16 protein-coding genes are annotated in these 14,897 nt (G+C 70.7%); 8 read left to right on the forward strand and 8 right to left on the reverse strand.

The window, feature by feature from the left end:
• Window positions 1–8 precede the first annotated feature (8 nt).
• On the reverse strand, window positions 9–416 hold the full coding sequence (locus ACIPAE_RS13900; RefSeq protein WP_328463373.1) for a YciI family protein: 408 nt from the start codon (window positions 414–416) through the stop codon (window positions 9–11).
• 118 nt (window positions 417–534) lie between these two features.
• Entirely contained in the window at window positions 535–1,860 is a 1,326-nt protein-coding gene (locus tag ACIPAE_RS13905) for an alpha/beta hydrolase (protein WP_402445143.1), read from the reverse strand.
• Window positions 1,861–2,103: 243 nt separating this feature from the next.
• Between ACIPAE_RS13905 and ACIPAE_RS13910 the strand changes: the two genes are divergently transcribed.
• The 4 genes from ACIPAE_RS13910 (at window position 2,104) to ACIPAE_RS13925 (ending at window position 5,154) form a co-directional block, all read left to right on the forward strand.
• Entirely contained in the window at window positions 2,104–3,258 is a 1,155-nt protein-coding gene (locus ACIPAE_RS13910; protein ID WP_329370041.1) for a glycosyltransferase, read from the forward strand.
• A 125-nt stretch (window positions 3,259–3,383) separates the two neighbouring features.
• A complete protein-coding gene (locus ACIPAE_RS13915) occupies window positions 3,384–4,529 on the forward strand; it encodes a DUF4185 domain-containing protein (RefSeq protein ID WP_402445145.1) in 1,146 nt (381 codons plus the stop codon).
• Window positions 4,530–4,628: 99 nt separating this feature from the next.
• Complete coding sequence (locus ACIPAE_RS13920) at window positions 4,629–4,808, forward strand: CopG family transcriptional regulator (protein ID WP_328463365.1); 180 nt, start codon at window positions 4,629–4,631, stop codon at window positions 4,806–4,808.
• A 1-nt stretch (window position 4,809) separates the two neighbouring features.
• The gene (locus ACIPAE_RS13925; protein ID WP_402445148.1) at window positions 4,810–5,154 is read left to right on the forward strand and encodes a VOC family protein; all 345 of its coding nucleotides are present in this window, start codon (window positions 4,810–4,812) and stop codon (window positions 5,152–5,154) included.
• 367 nt (window positions 5,155–5,521) lie between these two features.
• On the opposite strand, the gene ACIPAE_RS13930 is transcribed toward ACIPAE_RS13925, so the two are convergent.
• Window positions 5,522–6,076: a GNAT family N-acetyltransferase gene (locus tag ACIPAE_RS13930; protein ID WP_402445150.1), complete on the reverse strand. Its 555-nt coding sequence runs from the start codon at window positions 6,074–6,076 to the stop codon at window positions 5,522–5,524.
• A gap of 215 nt (window positions 6,077–6,291) precedes the next feature.
• On the opposite strand from ACIPAE_RS13930, the gene ACIPAE_RS13935 reads away from it, so the two are divergent.
• Window positions 6,292–7,059: a DUF899 family protein gene (locus ACIPAE_RS13935; RefSeq protein WP_329370049.1), complete on the forward strand. Its 768-nt coding sequence runs from the start codon at window positions 6,292–6,294 to the stop codon at window positions 7,057–7,059.
• A 162-nt stretch (window positions 7,060–7,221) separates the two neighbouring features.
• Here ACIPAE_RS13935 and ACIPAE_RS13940 read toward each other — a convergent pair whose 3' ends face one another.
• The 4 genes from ACIPAE_RS13940 to amcB form a co-directional block, all read right to left on the reverse strand.
• A complete protein-coding gene (locus ACIPAE_RS13940) occupies window positions 7,222–8,352 on the reverse strand; it encodes a nucleic acid/nucleotide deaminase domain-containing protein (protein ID WP_402445152.1) in 1,131 nt (376 codons plus the stop codon).
• Window positions 8,353–8,490: 138 nt separating this feature from the next.
• A complete protein-coding gene (locus ACIPAE_RS13945) occupies window positions 8,491–9,177 on the reverse strand; it encodes a pentapeptide repeat-containing protein (RefSeq protein WP_402445153.1) in 687 nt (228 codons plus the stop codon).
• 80 nt (window positions 9,178–9,257) lie between these two features.
• Window positions 9,258–9,449, reverse strand: a complete 192-nt coding sequence (gene amcA, locus ACIPAE_RS13950) for a multiple cyclophane-containing RiPP AmcA (RefSeq protein WP_402445155.1) — start codon at window positions 9,447–9,449, stop codon at window positions 9,258–9,260.
• Window positions 9,446–10,597 carry a cyclophane-forming radical SAM peptide maturase AmcB gene (amcB, locus tag ACIPAE_RS13955; RefSeq protein WP_402445157.1) on the reverse strand — a complete coding sequence of 384 codons (1,152 nt, stop codon included), beginning with the start codon at window positions 10,595–10,597 and terminating at the stop codon, window positions 9,446–9,448. The genes amcA and amcB overlap by 4 nt, the downstream gene beginning before the upstream one ends.
• 203 nt (window positions 10,598–10,800) lie before the next feature.
• Between amcB and ACIPAE_RS13960 the strand changes: the two genes are divergently transcribed.
• Window positions 10,801–11,331 (forward strand): NUDIX domain-containing protein, encoded by a 531-nt coding sequence (locus ACIPAE_RS13960; RefSeq protein ID WP_366411053.1) that lies wholly within the window; start codon window positions 10,801–10,803, stop codon window positions 11,329–11,331.
• A gap of 8 nt (window positions 11,332–11,339) precedes the next feature.
• Here ACIPAE_RS13960 and ACIPAE_RS13965 read toward each other — a convergent pair whose 3' ends face one another.
• Window positions 11,340–12,464: a hypothetical protein gene (locus ACIPAE_RS13965; protein ID WP_402445159.1), complete on the reverse strand. Its 1,125-nt coding sequence runs from the start codon at window positions 12,462–12,464 to the stop codon at window positions 11,340–11,342.
• A 573-nt stretch (window positions 12,465–13,037) separates the two neighbouring features.
• On the opposite strand from ACIPAE_RS13965, the gene ACIPAE_RS13970 reads away from it, so the two are divergent.
• Both ACIPAE_RS13970 and ACIPAE_RS13975 read left to right on the forward strand, forming a co-directional pair.
• Complete coding sequence (locus tag ACIPAE_RS13970; protein ID WP_329370060.1) at window positions 13,038–13,484, forward strand: MarR family transcriptional regulator; 447 nt, start codon at window positions 13,038–13,040, stop codon at window positions 13,482–13,484.
• Window positions 13,477–14,892 carry an MFS transporter gene (locus ACIPAE_RS13975; protein ID WP_329370062.1) on the forward strand — a complete coding sequence of 472 codons (1,416 nt, stop codon included), beginning with the start codon at window positions 13,477–13,479 and terminating at the stop codon, window positions 14,890–14,892. Before ACIPAE_RS13970 ends, ACIPAE_RS13975 begins: the two co-directional genes overlap by 8 nt.
• Window positions 14,893–14,897: the final 5 nt, after the last annotated feature.

The raw sequence follows: 14,897 nt of genomic DNA on the forward strand, positions 1-14,897 counted from the left end.
GTCGGCGGTCACTCGGTGATGGTGGGCGGCTCGGTCAGGAACGGGCGCAGCTCCAGCCACTCGTGGATCGGCTTCCCGCCGGCGCCGGGCGCGGCCGACAGCTCCCCGGCCAGCTCGACCGCGCGCGCGTAGCTGTCGACGTCGATCACCATCCAGCCGGCGATCAGGTCCTTCGTCTCGGCGAAGGGGCCGTCGGTGACCGGCGGCCGGCCCTCGCCGTCGTACCGGACGAAGGTTCCCTCCGGGGCGAGCGCCTGGCCGTCGACGAACTCGCCGGTCTTCTCCAGCCGGGCCGCGAAGTCGTTCATGTACCCGATGTGGTCGGAGATCTCCTGCGGCGTCCACTGGTCCATGGGTACGTCGTTCACTGCGGCCGGGGCGCCGCGGTAGTGCTTGAGCAGCAGGTATTTGGCCATGGTGGTTCTCCTTGGTGCGGGGCGGCCCATTCTGGCCGCGCTCACCCCGGGGACGGAGCACGCCGCGGGTTCTCGACACGACCGCCGGAAATTCTTTTCTGGACGTCCCCAACACCGCCTACGGGCGCCGCTCGTCCCGGGTGGGCGTCACGCCGGGGGCGGGCGGGTTCTGGTCCGTCGAGTGCTTCTTGCCCCGTCCGGTGGTGGACGACAGCGGCTTCCCGCCCGCCCGCAGCTCCGTCTTCTTGTGCTTGCCCTTGCCCTTGGCCGCGTGCGACGGCACCACGTCCTGCGGGAAGATCAGCTGCTGGCTCTGCCAGGTCAGTGCCGCCGGCATCTCGCTCGTCCAGGTGCTGAAGTTGTGCACGCCGTGGTCGGGGAAGATCGACGCCGTCCGCATCGGCGGCTTCGCCATCCGCAGGAACTCCTGCGCCTTCGGGTAGATGTGCTCGTCCCCGTGCTTGCTCGCGGCGACCAGCACCGACACCTGCGGGATCGGCAGGTGCTTCAGCCGCCAGAACAGGTCGTGGGAGTCGATCCGCTTCTGCCGGGAGATCCCGCTGCCGAACAGGTTGCCGGTGGTGATGTCCTGCTTGATCACGAAGTCGGGGGAGAGCGCCGCCGCCGAGGTGAACACGTTCGGGTCGCGCATGGTGAGCTGGAGCGCGCAGGTGCCGCCGGAGGAGTAGCCGAGCGCGCCCCAGGCGGTGGCGCTGTGGCCCACCCGGTAGGTGGCCCGGAGCGCGTCCGGCAGGTCCTTCGCCAGGAACGTCTCCGTCTGCGGCCCGCCGGGCACGTTGACGCACTCGGTGTCGCGCGGCGGCGCGATCGTCGGCCGGATCTCCACGATGATCGTCGGCTGCATCTTGCCCTGCTTCATCAGCTGCTGGGAGATCTGCCAGACCCGCAGCCCCTGCGCGAGGTTGTAGATGCTGCCCGGGTAGCCGCTCATCGCCAGGATGACCGGGAAGCGCTGGCGGGCGTACGCCTTCTGGAAGTACTGCGGCGGCAGGTAGACGAACGCCGGGTCGATCACGCCGGTGCGCCGCCCGATCACCCGTACCGACTCGACCCGGCCGTTCGCCGAGGCCGGCGCGCTCGGGATGCCGCTGACGCCCTTGAGCAGCGAGGTGTCACCGGGCTCGATCAGGGGGGTCCGGCTGACCACGGAGGTACCGGAGGCGTTCGGGCTGAGCGCGACCGGGGCGGTCTTGCCGGTGCCGAACAGGTCGCTCCACGAGCCGTAGAACTGGTAGTCGGCGTTGACGGCCGCGAGCAGCGCGGTGATCGTCACGAGCTGGGTCACGCCGATCACGGCGAACCGGGCCGTGACCCACGCCCACCCGGTGCGTGCGAGGCGCGGCCACGTCCACACCGTGAGCACCACGCACGCGGCGGCCAGCCCGGCCAGTACGTACGCCGTCGTCCAACTGGTGAGGTTCATGTCGCTCCCCCTTCTCTTTCCGTTTCCACAGTGCTAGAGGGCTGAGGGGGCCGGTGCGTTCCGTGCGAAGAGTGTGACGATGTCCCAACCGTCCCCGAGCGCCCCCCGATCACCGGGATGCCCTACCCCGGACGGCCCCCGCGGCTAGGCTGTCCGGACGGTGCCCGGGGGCGCCCAACGGTGCCGGGGGCGGCGCGCGGGCGCCGTACCAGGGGAAGCAGCACAGGGGGAGGCGTCACGTACGTGAGAGTCCTGCATGTGGTCACCCTGCACACGCCCACCAACGACTTCGGCGGTCCGACCAGGGTCGCGCTGAACCTGTCGCGGGGGCTGCGGGCCAAGGGCGTCGACGCCCGGATCGCCACGCTCGGCGACGGCTTCACCGGCCCGCTGCCGACCGAACTCGAAGGCGTGCCGTCCTTCGTCCACCAGGCCCGGCACCTCCTGCCCGCGTTCGAGGTGAGCGGGATCACCTCGCCGGGGCTGCTGGCGAAGGCGCGCCGGATGGTCAAGGGCGCGGACGTGGTGCACGTCCACCTGATGCGGGACCTGATCACGCTGCCGTTCGCGCTGATCGCCCTGGAGGCCGGGGTGCCGCTGGTGGTCCAGACGCACGGCATGATCGACCCCACCGAGAAGGTCTTCGCCAAGGCCGTCGACCTGCTCGGCATGAAACGGGTGCTGCGCCGGGCCGACGCGATCCTGCACCTCACCGCCATGGAGCGCGACGGCGTCCAGGCGGTCGTCCCCGACACCCCGCTGACCACCTTCCACCGCCTGGTCAACGGCGTCGTCCGGCAGGACCGCCGCCCGCCGCGCACCGGCGACCGCCCGCCGACGGTCCTCTACCTCGCGCGCGTGCAGAAGCGGAAACGGCCCGAGGACTTCGTCGCCGCGATGCCCGCGGTGCTCGCCATCCACCCCGACGCCCGCTTCGTGCTGGCCGGACCCGACACCGGCGCGCTCACCGAACCGCTGCGCGCCCTCGCCGCCGAACTCGGCGTCGGGCACGCCCTGGAGACCCCCGGCCCGCTCGGCCACGACGACGTGCTGCGCCGCCTGCGCGACGCCGACGTCTACGTCCTGCCGTCCGTGGTCGAGCCGTTCGCCGTCTCCCTGCTCGAGGCGATGTCCGTCGGCGTGCCCGTCGTCGCCGCCGCGACCGGCGGGCTCTCCCCGGACATCGAGGCGGCCGGCGCCGGCGTCATCACCCCCAGCCGCCCCGACGCCGACAACGGCCCCCTCGTCGCCGCCGCCATCCTCGAACTCCTCGAACCCGACGCCAACGCCCGCGCGTCCCGCGCGGCCTGGCAACTCGTCGAGGAGCGCTTCTCCCTCGACGCCGTCGTCGACGACCTCCTCACCGTCTACGCCCGCGTCGGCGCCCGGCAGCCGTAGCGCGGGACCCGCCGTTTCGCCGCGGCCGCCGTCCGTCCCCCTCTACCGTTCGACCAGAAGACGTGTGCGCCGGGGCGGGCTGCGCCGGCGGGCACCGGGAGCCGACACGGTTGGAGGACCGCCCCATGCCCCACACAGGACGACCGAGCCGCCGATCCGTTCTCAAAGCCGGTACGGGGTTCGCCCTGGCCGGCGCCGGTGCGCTGAGCGCCGGTCTGTACGGTGCGGCTCCGGCCGCCGCGGCTCAGGCCGGCACCCCGCTGTGCGACCAGCCCGGCGACTCCGCGAGCGCGGTGGGCCTGGGCTCCGGGGACCTCGGCATTCCGTACCACCGCGAGCACGACGGCAGTTGGGGCTACGTCTTCGGCGACTCGTGGGCGGGAACGCAGCAGGCGGACGGCACCTACCTCGGCTCACCGGTGATGCTGAACCAGGCGGGCTTCGACCCCTCCGGCGCGACGCCGATCTCGTTCACCTGGGCCGAACCGGGCGGCAGGGCAGCCCAGTTGTTCGACTACACCCACAACGCGGACAACGGGTACGGCACCGAGGTCAGCCGAATCCCCAACGACTGCATCGAGTTCGGCGGCCGCACGTACATCCAGTACACCTCCGTGGCCACCTGGGGCCCGCCCGCCGGGTACGACGGCTCGCTGATGTCCGGTGTCGCCTACTCCGACGACTACGGCGCGACCTGGACCGACTTCCCCTACCACTGGGACGGTGACGTGCGGGGTGTCAACCAGTCGATGTACGGCATGTGGTCGTTCGCGGGAATCGACCCCGACGGCTGGCTCTACATCTTCTCCAAGCGCTGGAACGGCACCCACAACAACACCGCCGACGGCGGGGCGATCCAGCTCTTCCGCATCCAGCCGGGCGACTTCCACAACGGCGACTTCGGCGCCCAGCAGAACTGGGCCTACCTCGACGGCTCCTGGCAGTGGACCACCTCCGCGCCGCCGTCGGTCATCCTGTCCGGCAACAACACCGGCGAGTTCTCCGTGAAGCTCATCAACGGCACCTACTGCATGAGCTACTTCGACGTGGTGCTGGGGGCGATCTGCACCCGGACCGCGCCCCGCCCGGACGCGGTGTGGAGCACCCCCGTCCCCCAGATCACCGCGCTGACCGTCCCCAACCTGTACGGCGGCTACATCCACCCGGGCAGCCCCGCCGCGACGTCCCTCACCCTCGTCGTGTCGCAGTGGAACGGCACGGTGGGCCAGGCGCCTTACTGGGTACGCCAGTTCGACGGCATCAACGCGTAGGGGGAGCGCGGGGCCGTTCTGCGCCTCTTGGAGTGATGGCGTGATGGCGTGATGGAGCGATGCTAGCTTGCTAGTGGGCTAGGGTGCTAGCATCGCCCTGTGAGTGGCGAAGAGGTCAAGCAGTTCAACGTGTACCTGCCGGTCGGGCTGATCAAGCAGGTCAAGTACCACGCCATCGAGTCGGGCTCGTCCCTCTCCGCGCTGGTCGCGGACGCGCTGCGTGCCTACCTCGACGACACCGACGGGCAGCAGCGGAAGACGTCCGAGAAGGAGAGCTGACATGACGACCGAGGGCATCGAGGCCGTGTTCCTGACGACCCACAACTGGGGCAGGACGGCGAAGTTCTTCCAGGCGCTGGGCTATGAGCTGGAGTTCTCGACCGACCACGACTCCGGTCAGCTCCGCAACGGCGACGGTCCCTACGTCTTCGTCGCCGAGGTCCCCGAGGACCGTGAGCCCGAGACGCGGATCGTGCTGAAGGTGCCGGACGCGGACGCCTTCCGGGCCGATCCCGCTGTCGAGGTGGTCTCGCCGTTCGAGGAGACCCACTTCGGGACCAGGGAGATGACCGTCCGGGACCCCGACGGCCGGCTGTGGAGCCTCCAGGCTCCCGCCAAGAGCTGACGGCGACGAGAAGCCCGGGGCGCCGGGCCGTATCGGGGCGCCGGGCCGTATCGGGGTGCCGGGCAGCTCCGGGGTGCGGACCGCCCTCTGGCGGGCGTCGCACGTGCGGGTCGACGCGCCGCCCCACGGGATCGAGGACGGGATCGGCCCGCGGCTGGCGGCCACCCTGCGCCGGCTCGCCGGGCTCGCCTCCCGGCTCGATGTTCGCGATGACGTTCATTCAGCGGTCGGACCGGCGGACTCCGCCCGTCGAGCGGCGAGGACCTGCTGGTGGTCACCGCCTGGCGTCGAGGGCGCGGGCCGGGTCCGTCTTTCGGGGTCGGGTCCGTTCGTCGGGGCGGGGCCAGGGCCAGGGTCGGGGTCGGGGTCAGCTCATGCCGCTCGGGCGGTCCAGGCGCCAGATCGCGAAGGTCCCGCTGCCGGCGGCGGCCGTGGGCGGCGTGCCCTGCTCGTGGCGGAGTTCGGTGAAGCCCAGCCGGCGCGGCACCGCGGCGCTCGCGGTGTTGGCGACGTCGTGCTCGATCTCCAGGTACTCCACCTCCGGCAGCGTGAACATCTCGGCGACCAGGGCCGCCGTCGCCCTCGTCGCGATGCCGCGGCCGGTGGCGGCGGGGTGCAGCCAGTACCCCAGGCGCCGGCCCCGAGGGTCGGCGTACCGGTAGGACTGGCACATGCCGAGGAGCGCGCCGCCGTCCGCCTCGATCGCGTAGTTGTACACGTCGCCGCTCGCCCAGTTCGTCCCGGCCTTCGCGAGGAAGTCCCGGGTGGCGGCCTCGCCGTGGCGGGCGACCCACGGCTCCCAGGGCAGCAGGTGCTCCACGGATTCCTCGATCAAGGTGAACGCCGAGGCGTAGTCGCTCTGCCCCTGCCAGCGTCGCAGGACGAAGTCCCCGCACTCGATGATCTGCCTCGGTCGTGCCATGCCGACCATGATCGTTCGTGGGACGGCCCACCGCAACGGACCGGGCGGGCGGGCCCCTCCCGTGGCCGCGGCCGCGGTAAAGCCGTTCCTGGTGCCGCTTCTGCCGCCACCGCGATGAGTTTCGCCCGGCGCGCGAGTCCCTTCTGGTGACCGCCGGCGCACGCCGACGCATGCCGTACGGCGCCGCCCGGCACCGGACACCCCTGGAGGACACCATGACGACCTCGCCCGACGACCCGACCCGCCCGCCCATCGTGGACATGGACACCTGGCAGACCGCCCGCGACGCGCTGCTGGTCCGCGAGAAGGCCCACACCCGCGAGGGCGACGCGATCGCCGCGGCCCGCCGCCGGCTGCCGATGGTGGAGTTCGACGGGACCGTCAAGGTCGTCGGTCCCGACGGCCCGGTCCCCTTCCTCGACCTGTTCCAGGGCCGCGACGAGCTGCTGGTCTACAAGCACATGTGGTGGGACGGCGCGCCGCACCAGGGCCAGTGCGAGGGCTGCACCGTCTCCGCCTGGCACCTGAAGGACGCCGTCTATCTGAACGCCCGCGGTGTCTCGTTCGCCATCCTGACGCCGGGCCGGTGGGACGAGGTGGCCCCCTTCGTCGAGTTCATGGGCTACACCCAGCCCTGGTACTCGGTGCGCGACGTGGCCGAACCGATCGGCGGGGCGATGGGCCACCTCACCGCCTATCTGCGCGACGGCGACCGCACGTTCCTCACCTACTCCACGACCGGCCGCGGCACCGAGGCCGCGAGCGGGTCCTTCGACCTGCTCGACATGACCCCCTACGGCCGCGGCGAGGCGTGGCAGGACAACCCGGAGGGCCGGCCCGAGGGCCATGGGCCCTGCTGGTACTGGCGCACGGATGTCGACGGGAACGCCACCTGGGGCCCGACCGGCCGCCCCACCCCGCAGTGGACCCGGCCCGGCGCGACCCCCGAGGAGAGCCTCGGCCGAGAGGGGCAACACCACTGACGGGCGCGCGCTGTCCGGGAGGGAGCGGTGCGGCCGGTCCGGCTCACCGCTCCCAGGACGACGCTCGTATCCGCACCGGGCCGTGACGTGCCGTGCCGCGTGTTGCTGTGCCGCGTGTTGCCGGGCCGGGGCCGTACCGGGTCGTGACGTGCCGTCAGGCGTTCACGCTTCGTCCTCCGAGGAGTCGGACAGGTAGGGCTCGTCGCCGCGGTGCGGAGGGTTCAGCCGGTGGGTGCTGCCCTTCTCGGTGATGCCGAGGAGGACGTCGTCCTCGACCTGGTGGCCGCTGCTCTCCACCTTCTGCTTCATCGCGGCCTTCGCCTCCGCGTTGTCGACCATCCACGCCGGCATCCTCCAGTTCGGGAAGAAGCCGCCGTGGCTGCCCGACGTCACGATCCGGTACCCGAGCGCGTTGGCGATGTGGGTGTTGAAGACGGCGTGCGCCCAGTGGCAGGCGATGCAGTCCCGCTTCCGGCCGCCGATGGGCCAGTCCTGAAGCTCCCCGGGGCGCGGGTTCGGCCGCTCCCGCATGGACCTGGCGACCGCGTCCAGCAGCGCCATCTCGCCGTGGACCTTCGCTTGCTTGGGTCCGGGGGCCTTCACGGTGTTGTGCCACGTCAGGCTCTCGGGGTCCGCCACGGCCTTCTTGATGGCGTCGAGATGCGCGTGCGCCGTCGCGTCGCCGGTTTCGGCGTGCCGCTTGCCGTATCCGCCGCTGAGCAGGGCCGCGAGCTTCTTCTCGTCGTGACCGCCCGGGCCTGCCAGCGCCTCCGTCAGGCGGCCCAGCGCGGCATCCCGTTTCCCTTGGGACATGCCGGTGTTGCCCGCGATGTGCACCTTCCCGTCGATGACGGTCAGCGCCAGGTGGGGGGTTCCGGCCCGGCCCAGGGGCAGGCCCCCGTCGTCCGCGTAGTGCGCCCCCATCATGACCCGGGCCACCCGGTTGAGCATGCGGGTGGGGACGTCCAGCTCCGAGTGGACCTCCTGCCCGGCCGCCAGGTCGAGGTCCGGCGCCGTCACCTGTCCCGGGCTCGGCCGCTTCTGCCGTTCCCCGGTGGCCGGCCCGGCAGCCCGCTGCACCGCGGCCCCGCCCGCCCGCCCGCCGTACCGGTCCTGCTGGTCCGTGCCCTCCGCCCAGGGGTGCCCGGCCTCGCGCAGCATCTGCACGACGGCGGCGTTGCCGGCGGCGGGTTGCAGGGCGAGCAGCGCATGCCGCGGCCGCCGCGTCCCGCCCGCGGGTGAGCGGGTGACGCCCCGGCGTTCTTCGGTCGCCATGTCGGCGTGGTCGCGCATGCGTGATCCCCTCGTGAAGCACCTCCCCTCCTTACTAGGCGTACGACGCCACGCCGTCCAGGTATGCAGGGGCAGAAGCCGATGGCTGTACGGGCAGGCCTTCCCGGCGCGACCCCGCCGTACGGGGAGCCGCGCCTGCTACACGTCGTCCAGGTCCTCTCCGAAGGTGACGTCCAACTCACCGGCGAGCGCGTCGGCCAGCTGAGGCATCTGCACGCGGTCGATGATCACCCGTTTGAGCGCCGAGACGCCGCGCACCGCGGAGAGGTCGTTGCCCCGTAGGTCCAGGCCGCGGTAGGTGCCGTCGCCGAACTCGGTCAGCCGCAGATCGCAGTCGTCGAACAGGGCGGCGCGCAGATCGCTCCCGATGAACGCGGCCTCGCGGAGCGAGCACCCGGAGAAGATCACGGGACCCAGGGCACGTACGCGGGCGAAGGTGGCGTAGTCGAGCTTGCACTTCTCGAAGAGGACGTTGTCGAGGGCCAGCCCCTCCAGGGCTGCGCCCATCAGCCGGCACTCTCGGAAGACGATCCGGGAGAGCTTGCTGCCGGTCCAGCTCAGGGCCGGCAGTTCGCAGCAGCTGAACTCGACCGAGTCCGCCCTCACCGCGTCCAGTCGCGTGCGCTCGGCAGTGCACCCGCTCACGCGCCCCTCCACCAACTGCGCACCGGCCAGATCGAGTTCGCGCACCTTCGCGTCGGCGTAGCGGAACCCGGTGACCCGCCCGTGCATGTCTTCCAGCGACGTCACGTCGGACAGGGCGAGTCCGGGCTCGTCCAGCGACGGGAGAGCGACCTTCGTGCGGCGGATCGTACGGGTGTCCATCACGCTGCCTTCCCCTGAGAAGCCGTACTCGTGCCGTCGACGGCGGCCCACCCGGCAGCGAATCCGCCGGCAACGGCAGGTCAGCTCCTCTTGCTCCAGTTGTCCCAGGTGGGCCTGTTGTCGAAGGGCGCTGGGCTCTTCGCCCAGTTGTCCCAGGTGGGTCGGTTGTCCCACGATGCCTCCACGATCGCGGGTGCGGAGACCTCATGACCGGAGATCAGGTCCATCACGGCGGACGTGTCGGACGCGGCCAGTCGTTCCAGGAGGGTCATGCTGCATCTTCCTCCGCTGCGAGGACGGACAGGGCCGTGACCAGCGCCTGCCGGGAGACCCGGCAGTAGTTGGTCGCGGTGGTTGCGAGGCTGCCGTTCTCGAAATACCGGTTGGCAGCTTGAGCGCCTCGGCAGAAGTCGAAGAATTCGCAGCCGGATCGGCAGCGGTCCAGGCCGGTGAGGAACTCCTGGACGTAGTGCAGCCGGTGTGCGCCGCGGAGGATCTCGGTCAGCGGCTGTTCCAGGATGTTGCCGGCCAGGAAGCCGCCGTAAGCGGGGTCGGGAGTGTCTCCGAGTTCCGGAGAGAGCAGCACCACGTCTCCCGCGGCGGACACGGTCGGGATGGGGTCGAGCCGGCGACGGTCCCACTCGGCGTGCTGTCCGGCGCGTATCAACCGGAGGTATTCGGAGAGCCTTTCGAGCTCCCGTACTTTCAGCCGGCCGCCGTGATGCCGCGTCCAGATGAGGGTGCGACGCCAGAACTCTTCGGCCTGTTGCGGGGTGGGTGAACGTCGCTCGGCGTTGACGCCCTCGATCTCCTCGAAGTTGACGCCCGCCGATTCACACCCCAGGCCCGCCAGGAACTCCAGTAGTTCCTCCGTCGTCGCTGTGTTCTCGGCGCCGACCACCGAGATCACGGAGAACGGGACGCATCGCTCGCGCAGCCGGTTGATGCCTCGAAGGATGCGGTCGAAAGCCGGCCGTCCGCGGAGGTCGACACGCCCGGTGTTCGCCGCGGCCGGGCCGTCGATGCTCACCCCCACCCGAATGTCGTGGGCACTGATCAGATCACACCATGTGTCGGTGACCAGGGTGGCGTTGGTCTGCACGTAGTGGCGGATACGGCCGGCACGGCGCATGTCCTCGAAGGGACTGAGCAGCGTGGTGAACGTCTTCGGCCCCACGGCCAGCGGTTCGCCGCCATGCCAGACGATCCCCAGGGGCGGGCCGCCGGAGGCCAGCGGTGCGACCGACTCCGCCAGGGTCCGGGCGACCTCCGGGGTCATCGTGCGGTGGAGCTTGCGGAAGGGCAGGTAGCAGTACGCGCAGTCGAGGTTGCACCAGGTGGTGGGCTGAACCACCACGGTCTGCGGGGCTGCGAACCACTGGTTGTAGCGGGAACGCCAGACGGATGTGTCGGTACGCATCGCGGTCCTTCCCCTGCGGTGACGGAGACCTCGCCCTGTCCCGAGGCACATCGGGACGGGCAGGGTTCAAGCATCCGGCGGTCCATGACGTCGACCCGGTGACATCGCGATGTCACCGACCATGACGTGTCATCGGCCATCGCTGACAGCGTGCCCAAGCCGGTTGCCTGACAGATGAGTTCGGCCGGATGGGGTGGGCTATCGTGGCGAACGTGCCTCGCTCGATTCTGATCCAGGACGGCCAGACGATCCGCGACACCGGATTCGTCTACATCTGCTCGGGCTATCTCGTCGAGCACGGCAAGGTGCTGCTCGTCCACCACAATCGATTCGACAAGTGGGTTCCGCCCGGTGGCCACATCGAGCCCGGCGAGTCATTCGCCGGAACGGCGGTACGCGAGTTCAAAGAGGAGACCGGTCTTCTCGTGGAGGCCATCTCCAGCCAGCCGGCGATCCATGCCGCCGACGCCAACGCCACTCCAGAGCCGGTGCCGTTCTACGCGGACATCGAGCGCGAGGGCTTCGCCGCTCCCGCCCTTGTCCAGTTCTTCTTCGTGCGCCGTCAAGCCGGATCGGATGAGCAGGTCGTGGAGGCGCAACTCGACGAAGTGCACAGTGCGGCCTGGTTCGGCCTGGACGACATCGACATGTTGCGGACGTTCGATCAGGTGCGCTCTCTGGCTCGTTTCGCGCTGCTGAACCACCCGGACGCCGCCGGACGCACGCGACCGTAGGGGCGTGGCTACCGTCCGGCGAGCCGGTATCCCCTTCCGATCCCGTCCGCGGACGTTGCCGCGCACAAACGTATCGGGGTGTCGCCGAACGCTGTGGACACCGCCTGATTGAGGCGCTGGACGTACTTGGGCACCGAGGACGGGGCGACGAACAGGGCCTCGGCGATCCGGTGGGTCGGAAGACCTCCGGCGGGCCCGTCGTGCAGGACCTTCACCAGGTCGAAGAGACGCTGGGAGAGCTCGCACCGCACCGGTGACTCGCGGTCGGGTACGCCGAGGACGATCGTGCCTCCGGCGCCCAGCACGACACTCGTGATCCGAATCTCCGCGGTGATGACCTTGTCGCTGCCGCCGGGGGCGTCCAGTCCGATACGAGCCAGACGGTCGATGGCGGCCCGGTAGGCACAGACCGTGCTGTACACGGCGCGGACGGTGGCACGCCTGCCGGAAGCCCCTGGTTCGTTCCACATCCCGGCCTCGGCGTCCCACAACTCGTCCATCAACCGCCACGCCCTGGACAACCGGGGATCACGCGGATTCGAGCCGGCTCGGACGACGGCCTCCGCCCCCAACGCGTATGCCATGTGTTCCCACGCGGTGCCCTGGACGTCCTTGTCGTCCTCGACGAAGGTCTCCCAGCGGTGGTGATTGCGCAGGAGCCACTGCCGGGCCTCGGTGACCACCTCCGGCAGTCTCCTGAGTCGGACCTCCCCGTGCACCCCGCCGGACTCCTGCGGCTCGTCCGGGTAGGTGGGCGTGTTGTCCGCACCGGTGCCGGAGCAGACGGAGGAGAGCGCCAGTAGGCACAGCGCGGTCTTGCTCGGGCTCGGTTCGGTGTCCACGTAGGTGCGCCAGCCCCATGCGCCGCTCGGGCGGCGGTGGTAGAGCAGGCCGTGTACGCCGTGCGAGATCATCGACTCGGTCCGCTTCAGCAACGAGGTGGTGTCCACTCCGGGAGCGACCGGGAGGCCGGGGCCGAACTCGTGAAGGGTGTCCCGAAGACGGGCGAGGGCACGAAGGGCGAGTGCGGTCTGGTGCAGTGAGGTGTCGTCGAGGCCGAGCACTTCCGGCCAGCCGTGATCGACCCGGTGATCCTCAAGCCAGTCCGCGCACCAGGACACCGCCTCGGCCACGCCGTCATGGTGAAAGAACCGTGGATGAGCCAACAGACCGGTCAGGCCGAAGGCGACAAAGCGGGTGTGCTCACCCCGGCCGCCCTTCTGACGAGGCCGACAGTGTTCCGGGACCGCGGTGGTCAGGAATCCGAGTGCTTGACGGACCGGTTGGCCGGCCACCCCGACGGCTCGGAGTACCTGCAACACCTCGCTGGTGTTGACGATCGAGGACACGGATGTGAGCGTCAGCCCCCACCCTCCGTCGTAGCCCTGGCTGTGCAGCAGGGTCCGCGCGGCTTGCCCGGCTTTCGTGTCGAACGATCCGAAGCCCTCGCGCGCCTTCTTCACGACCGACCTCCGCTGCCGCACACGGATCTTCCGGACATGACGTACCCAACTCCCTTTCCACAGAAGCCGCTTCGCACAGGAGTGGCTGAGTTGTGACCGGTGGGCACGAGGGGGCGTCGTCCTGTCCGTCCGACCCGAACGGATCTCCGCCGGGCGCCCCGTTTCGTCGCGGTCGCTCATATATCCAGTTTACCTGCGCAGGTAAACTGGACAACCTGGGCTGATGATCCTACGGTGGGACCCATGAACGGAGATCACGCACCCTCGTCCTCGGCCGTTCGCGCCTCGCAGGAGGTGCGCGCGGTCATCGGGCGGCTGCGGCGCCGTATCCGGGCGGCCTCGGGCGCCGACGGCGTCAGCTTCACCCAGCTGTCGGTGCTCGCCCGGCTCATCGACAACGACGGGCTCACCACGAGTGACCTCGCCGCGATCGAGGGCATGCGGCACCAGTCGATGGCGACCGTCGTCGCCGGACTGGCCGACCAGGGCATGGTGGAGCGCCGCCGCGACCCCGGCGACGGCCGCCGGCTGCTGATCGCGCTCACCGCGGAGGGACGCCGGCAGGCGGAGGGGGACCGGCAGGCGCGCGGCGAGTGGCTCGCCGCCGAACTGGAGGAGAAGTGCACCGAGGAGGAGCGGCAGACCGTGATCGCGGCGATGTCCGTACTGGAGCGGCTCGTCCATGACTGACCAGACCACCGCCGCCGCTCCGGGCGACACCGCGAAGGAGGGCTTCGACCGCCGGCTCATCCCCCCGATGATGCTGGGGTCGGTGCTGAACCCGATCAACTCGACCATCGTCGCGGTCGCCCTCGTGCCCATCGGCAAGGCGTTCGGGGCGCCGCCGTCGCAGACCGCCTGGCTGGTCTCGGCGCTCTACCTGGCCACCGCCCTGGGGCAGCCGATCGTCGGGCGGCTGATCGACCTGTTCGGCCCGCGCCGGCTGTTCCTGCTGAGCACCAGCCTGGTCGGCGTCGCCGGTGTCGTCGGCACGCTCGCCCCCGACCTCGGGGTGCTGATCGGCGCGCGGGTCGTGCTCGGGTTCGGCACCTGCGCGGGCTACCCCGCCGCCATGGCGCTGCTGCGCAGCGAGGCCAAGCGGACCGGGCACGACAGCCCCGCGGGCGTGCTGACCATGCTGGCGGTCGCCAACCAGACCATCGCCGTGATCGGCCCGCTGCTGGGCGGCGCGCTGATCGGTCTGGGCGGCTGGCGCGCGACCTTCGCGCTCAACATCCCGCTGGCCGTGGTCGCGGTCGCCCTCGGCGCGCTGCGGCTGCCCAAGGAGCCGAGCACCCGCACGGTGGACCGCGGCGAGCTGGCCGCGATGATCGACCTGCCGGGCATGGGCCTGTTCGCGGCCATGCTCTTCTCGCTGCTGATGTTCCTGATGAACCTGCACGCCGCCAACTGGTACCTGCCGGTGATCACCGTCGCCGCCGGAGCCGCCTTCGCGTCAAGGGAGTTGCGCGCGCCGACACCCTTCATCGACCTGCGGGTGCTCGGCGGCAACGCGCCGCTGCTGGGCACCTACGGCAGGGCGCTGGTCGCCTACGTCGTGTCGTACGCCTTCCTCTACGGGTTCACGCAGTGGACGGAGGAGAGCTACGGCCTGTCGCCCTTCCACGCCGGGCTGGTGCAGATACCGATGTTCCTGGTGGGGATAGCCGTGTCCGTCACCGTCGGGCGGCGCAACGGGGTGTTCGCCAAGCTGATGCTCGGTGCCGCCGGGCAGATCGCCGCGTGCGCGCTGATGCTGGGCCTGACCGCGGCGAGCCCGGTGTGGATGCTGCTGCTGATCGCGGTGGTCTTCGGGGTGCCGCAGGGCTCCAACAGCCTGGCGCTGCAGAACTCCGTGTACTTCCAGGCCGATCCGCAGCGCACCGGGTCCTCGGCGGGCCTGCTGCGGACCTTCGGGTACCTGGGCTCGATGGTCGCGTCGTCCGCGACCGCGGCGTCCTTCGGGCAGCGCGCGAGCACCGGCGGGATGCACCACCTGGCGTGGCTCATGCTCGGCGCCGGGGTGCTGTACCTGCTCATCACCGTCTTCGACCGAAGCCTGCGACGCCTCTCGGTCGACCCTTCCGACCCGTCATGAAAGGC

It is taken from the genome of Streptomyces sp. NPDC087270 (genome assembly GCF_044744625.1).
Taxonomy (GTDB): domain Bacteria; phylum Actinomycetota; class Actinomycetes; order Streptomycetales; family Streptomycetaceae; genus Actinacidiphila.

Coding starts and splice junctions, on each gene's coding strand:
- ACIPAE_RS13900 (WP_328463373.1), bottom strand. CDS start 416: ATGGCCAAATACCTGCTGCTCAAGCACTACCGCGGCGCCCCGGCCGCA.
- ACIPAE_RS13930 (WP_402445150.1), bottom strand. CDS start 6,076: ATGGCACGACCGAGGCAGATCATCGAGTGCGGGGACTTCGTCCTGCGA.
- ACIPAE_RS13935 (WP_329370049.1), top strand. CDS start 6,292: ATGACGACCTCGCCCGACGACCCGACCCGCCCGCCCATCGTGGACATG.
- ACIPAE_RS13975 (WP_329370062.1), top strand. CDS start 13,477: ATGACTGACCAGACCACCGCCGCCGCTCCGGGCGACACCGCGAAGGAG.
- ACIPAE_RS13915 (WP_402445145.1), top strand. CDS start 3,384: ATGCCCCACACAGGACGACCGAGCCGCCGATCCGTTCTCAAAGCCGGT.
- ACIPAE_RS13945 (WP_402445153.1), bottom strand. CDS start 9,177: ATGGACACCCGTACGATCCGCCGCACGAAGGTCGCTCTCCCGTCGCTG.
- amcB (WP_402445157.1), bottom strand. CDS start 10,597: ATGCGTACCGACACATCCGTCTGGCGTTCCCGCTACAACCAGTGGTTC.
- ACIPAE_RS13925 (WP_402445148.1), top strand. CDS start 4,810: ATGACGACCGAGGGCATCGAGGCCGTGTTCCTGACGACCCACAACTGG.
- amcA (WP_402445155.1), bottom strand. CDS start 9,449: ATGACCCTCCTGGAACGACTGGCCGCGTCCGACACGTCCGCCGTGATG.
- ACIPAE_RS13970 (WP_329370060.1), top strand. CDS start 13,038: ATGAACGGAGATCACGCACCCTCGTCCTCGGCCGTTCGCGCCTCGCAG.
- ACIPAE_RS13940 (WP_402445152.1), bottom strand. CDS start 8,352: ATGCGCGACCACGCCGACATGGCGACCGAAGAACGCCGGGGCGTCACC.
- ACIPAE_RS13905 (WP_402445143.1), bottom strand. CDS start 1,860: ATGAACCTCACCAGTTGGACGACGGCGTACGTACTGGCCGGGCTGGCC.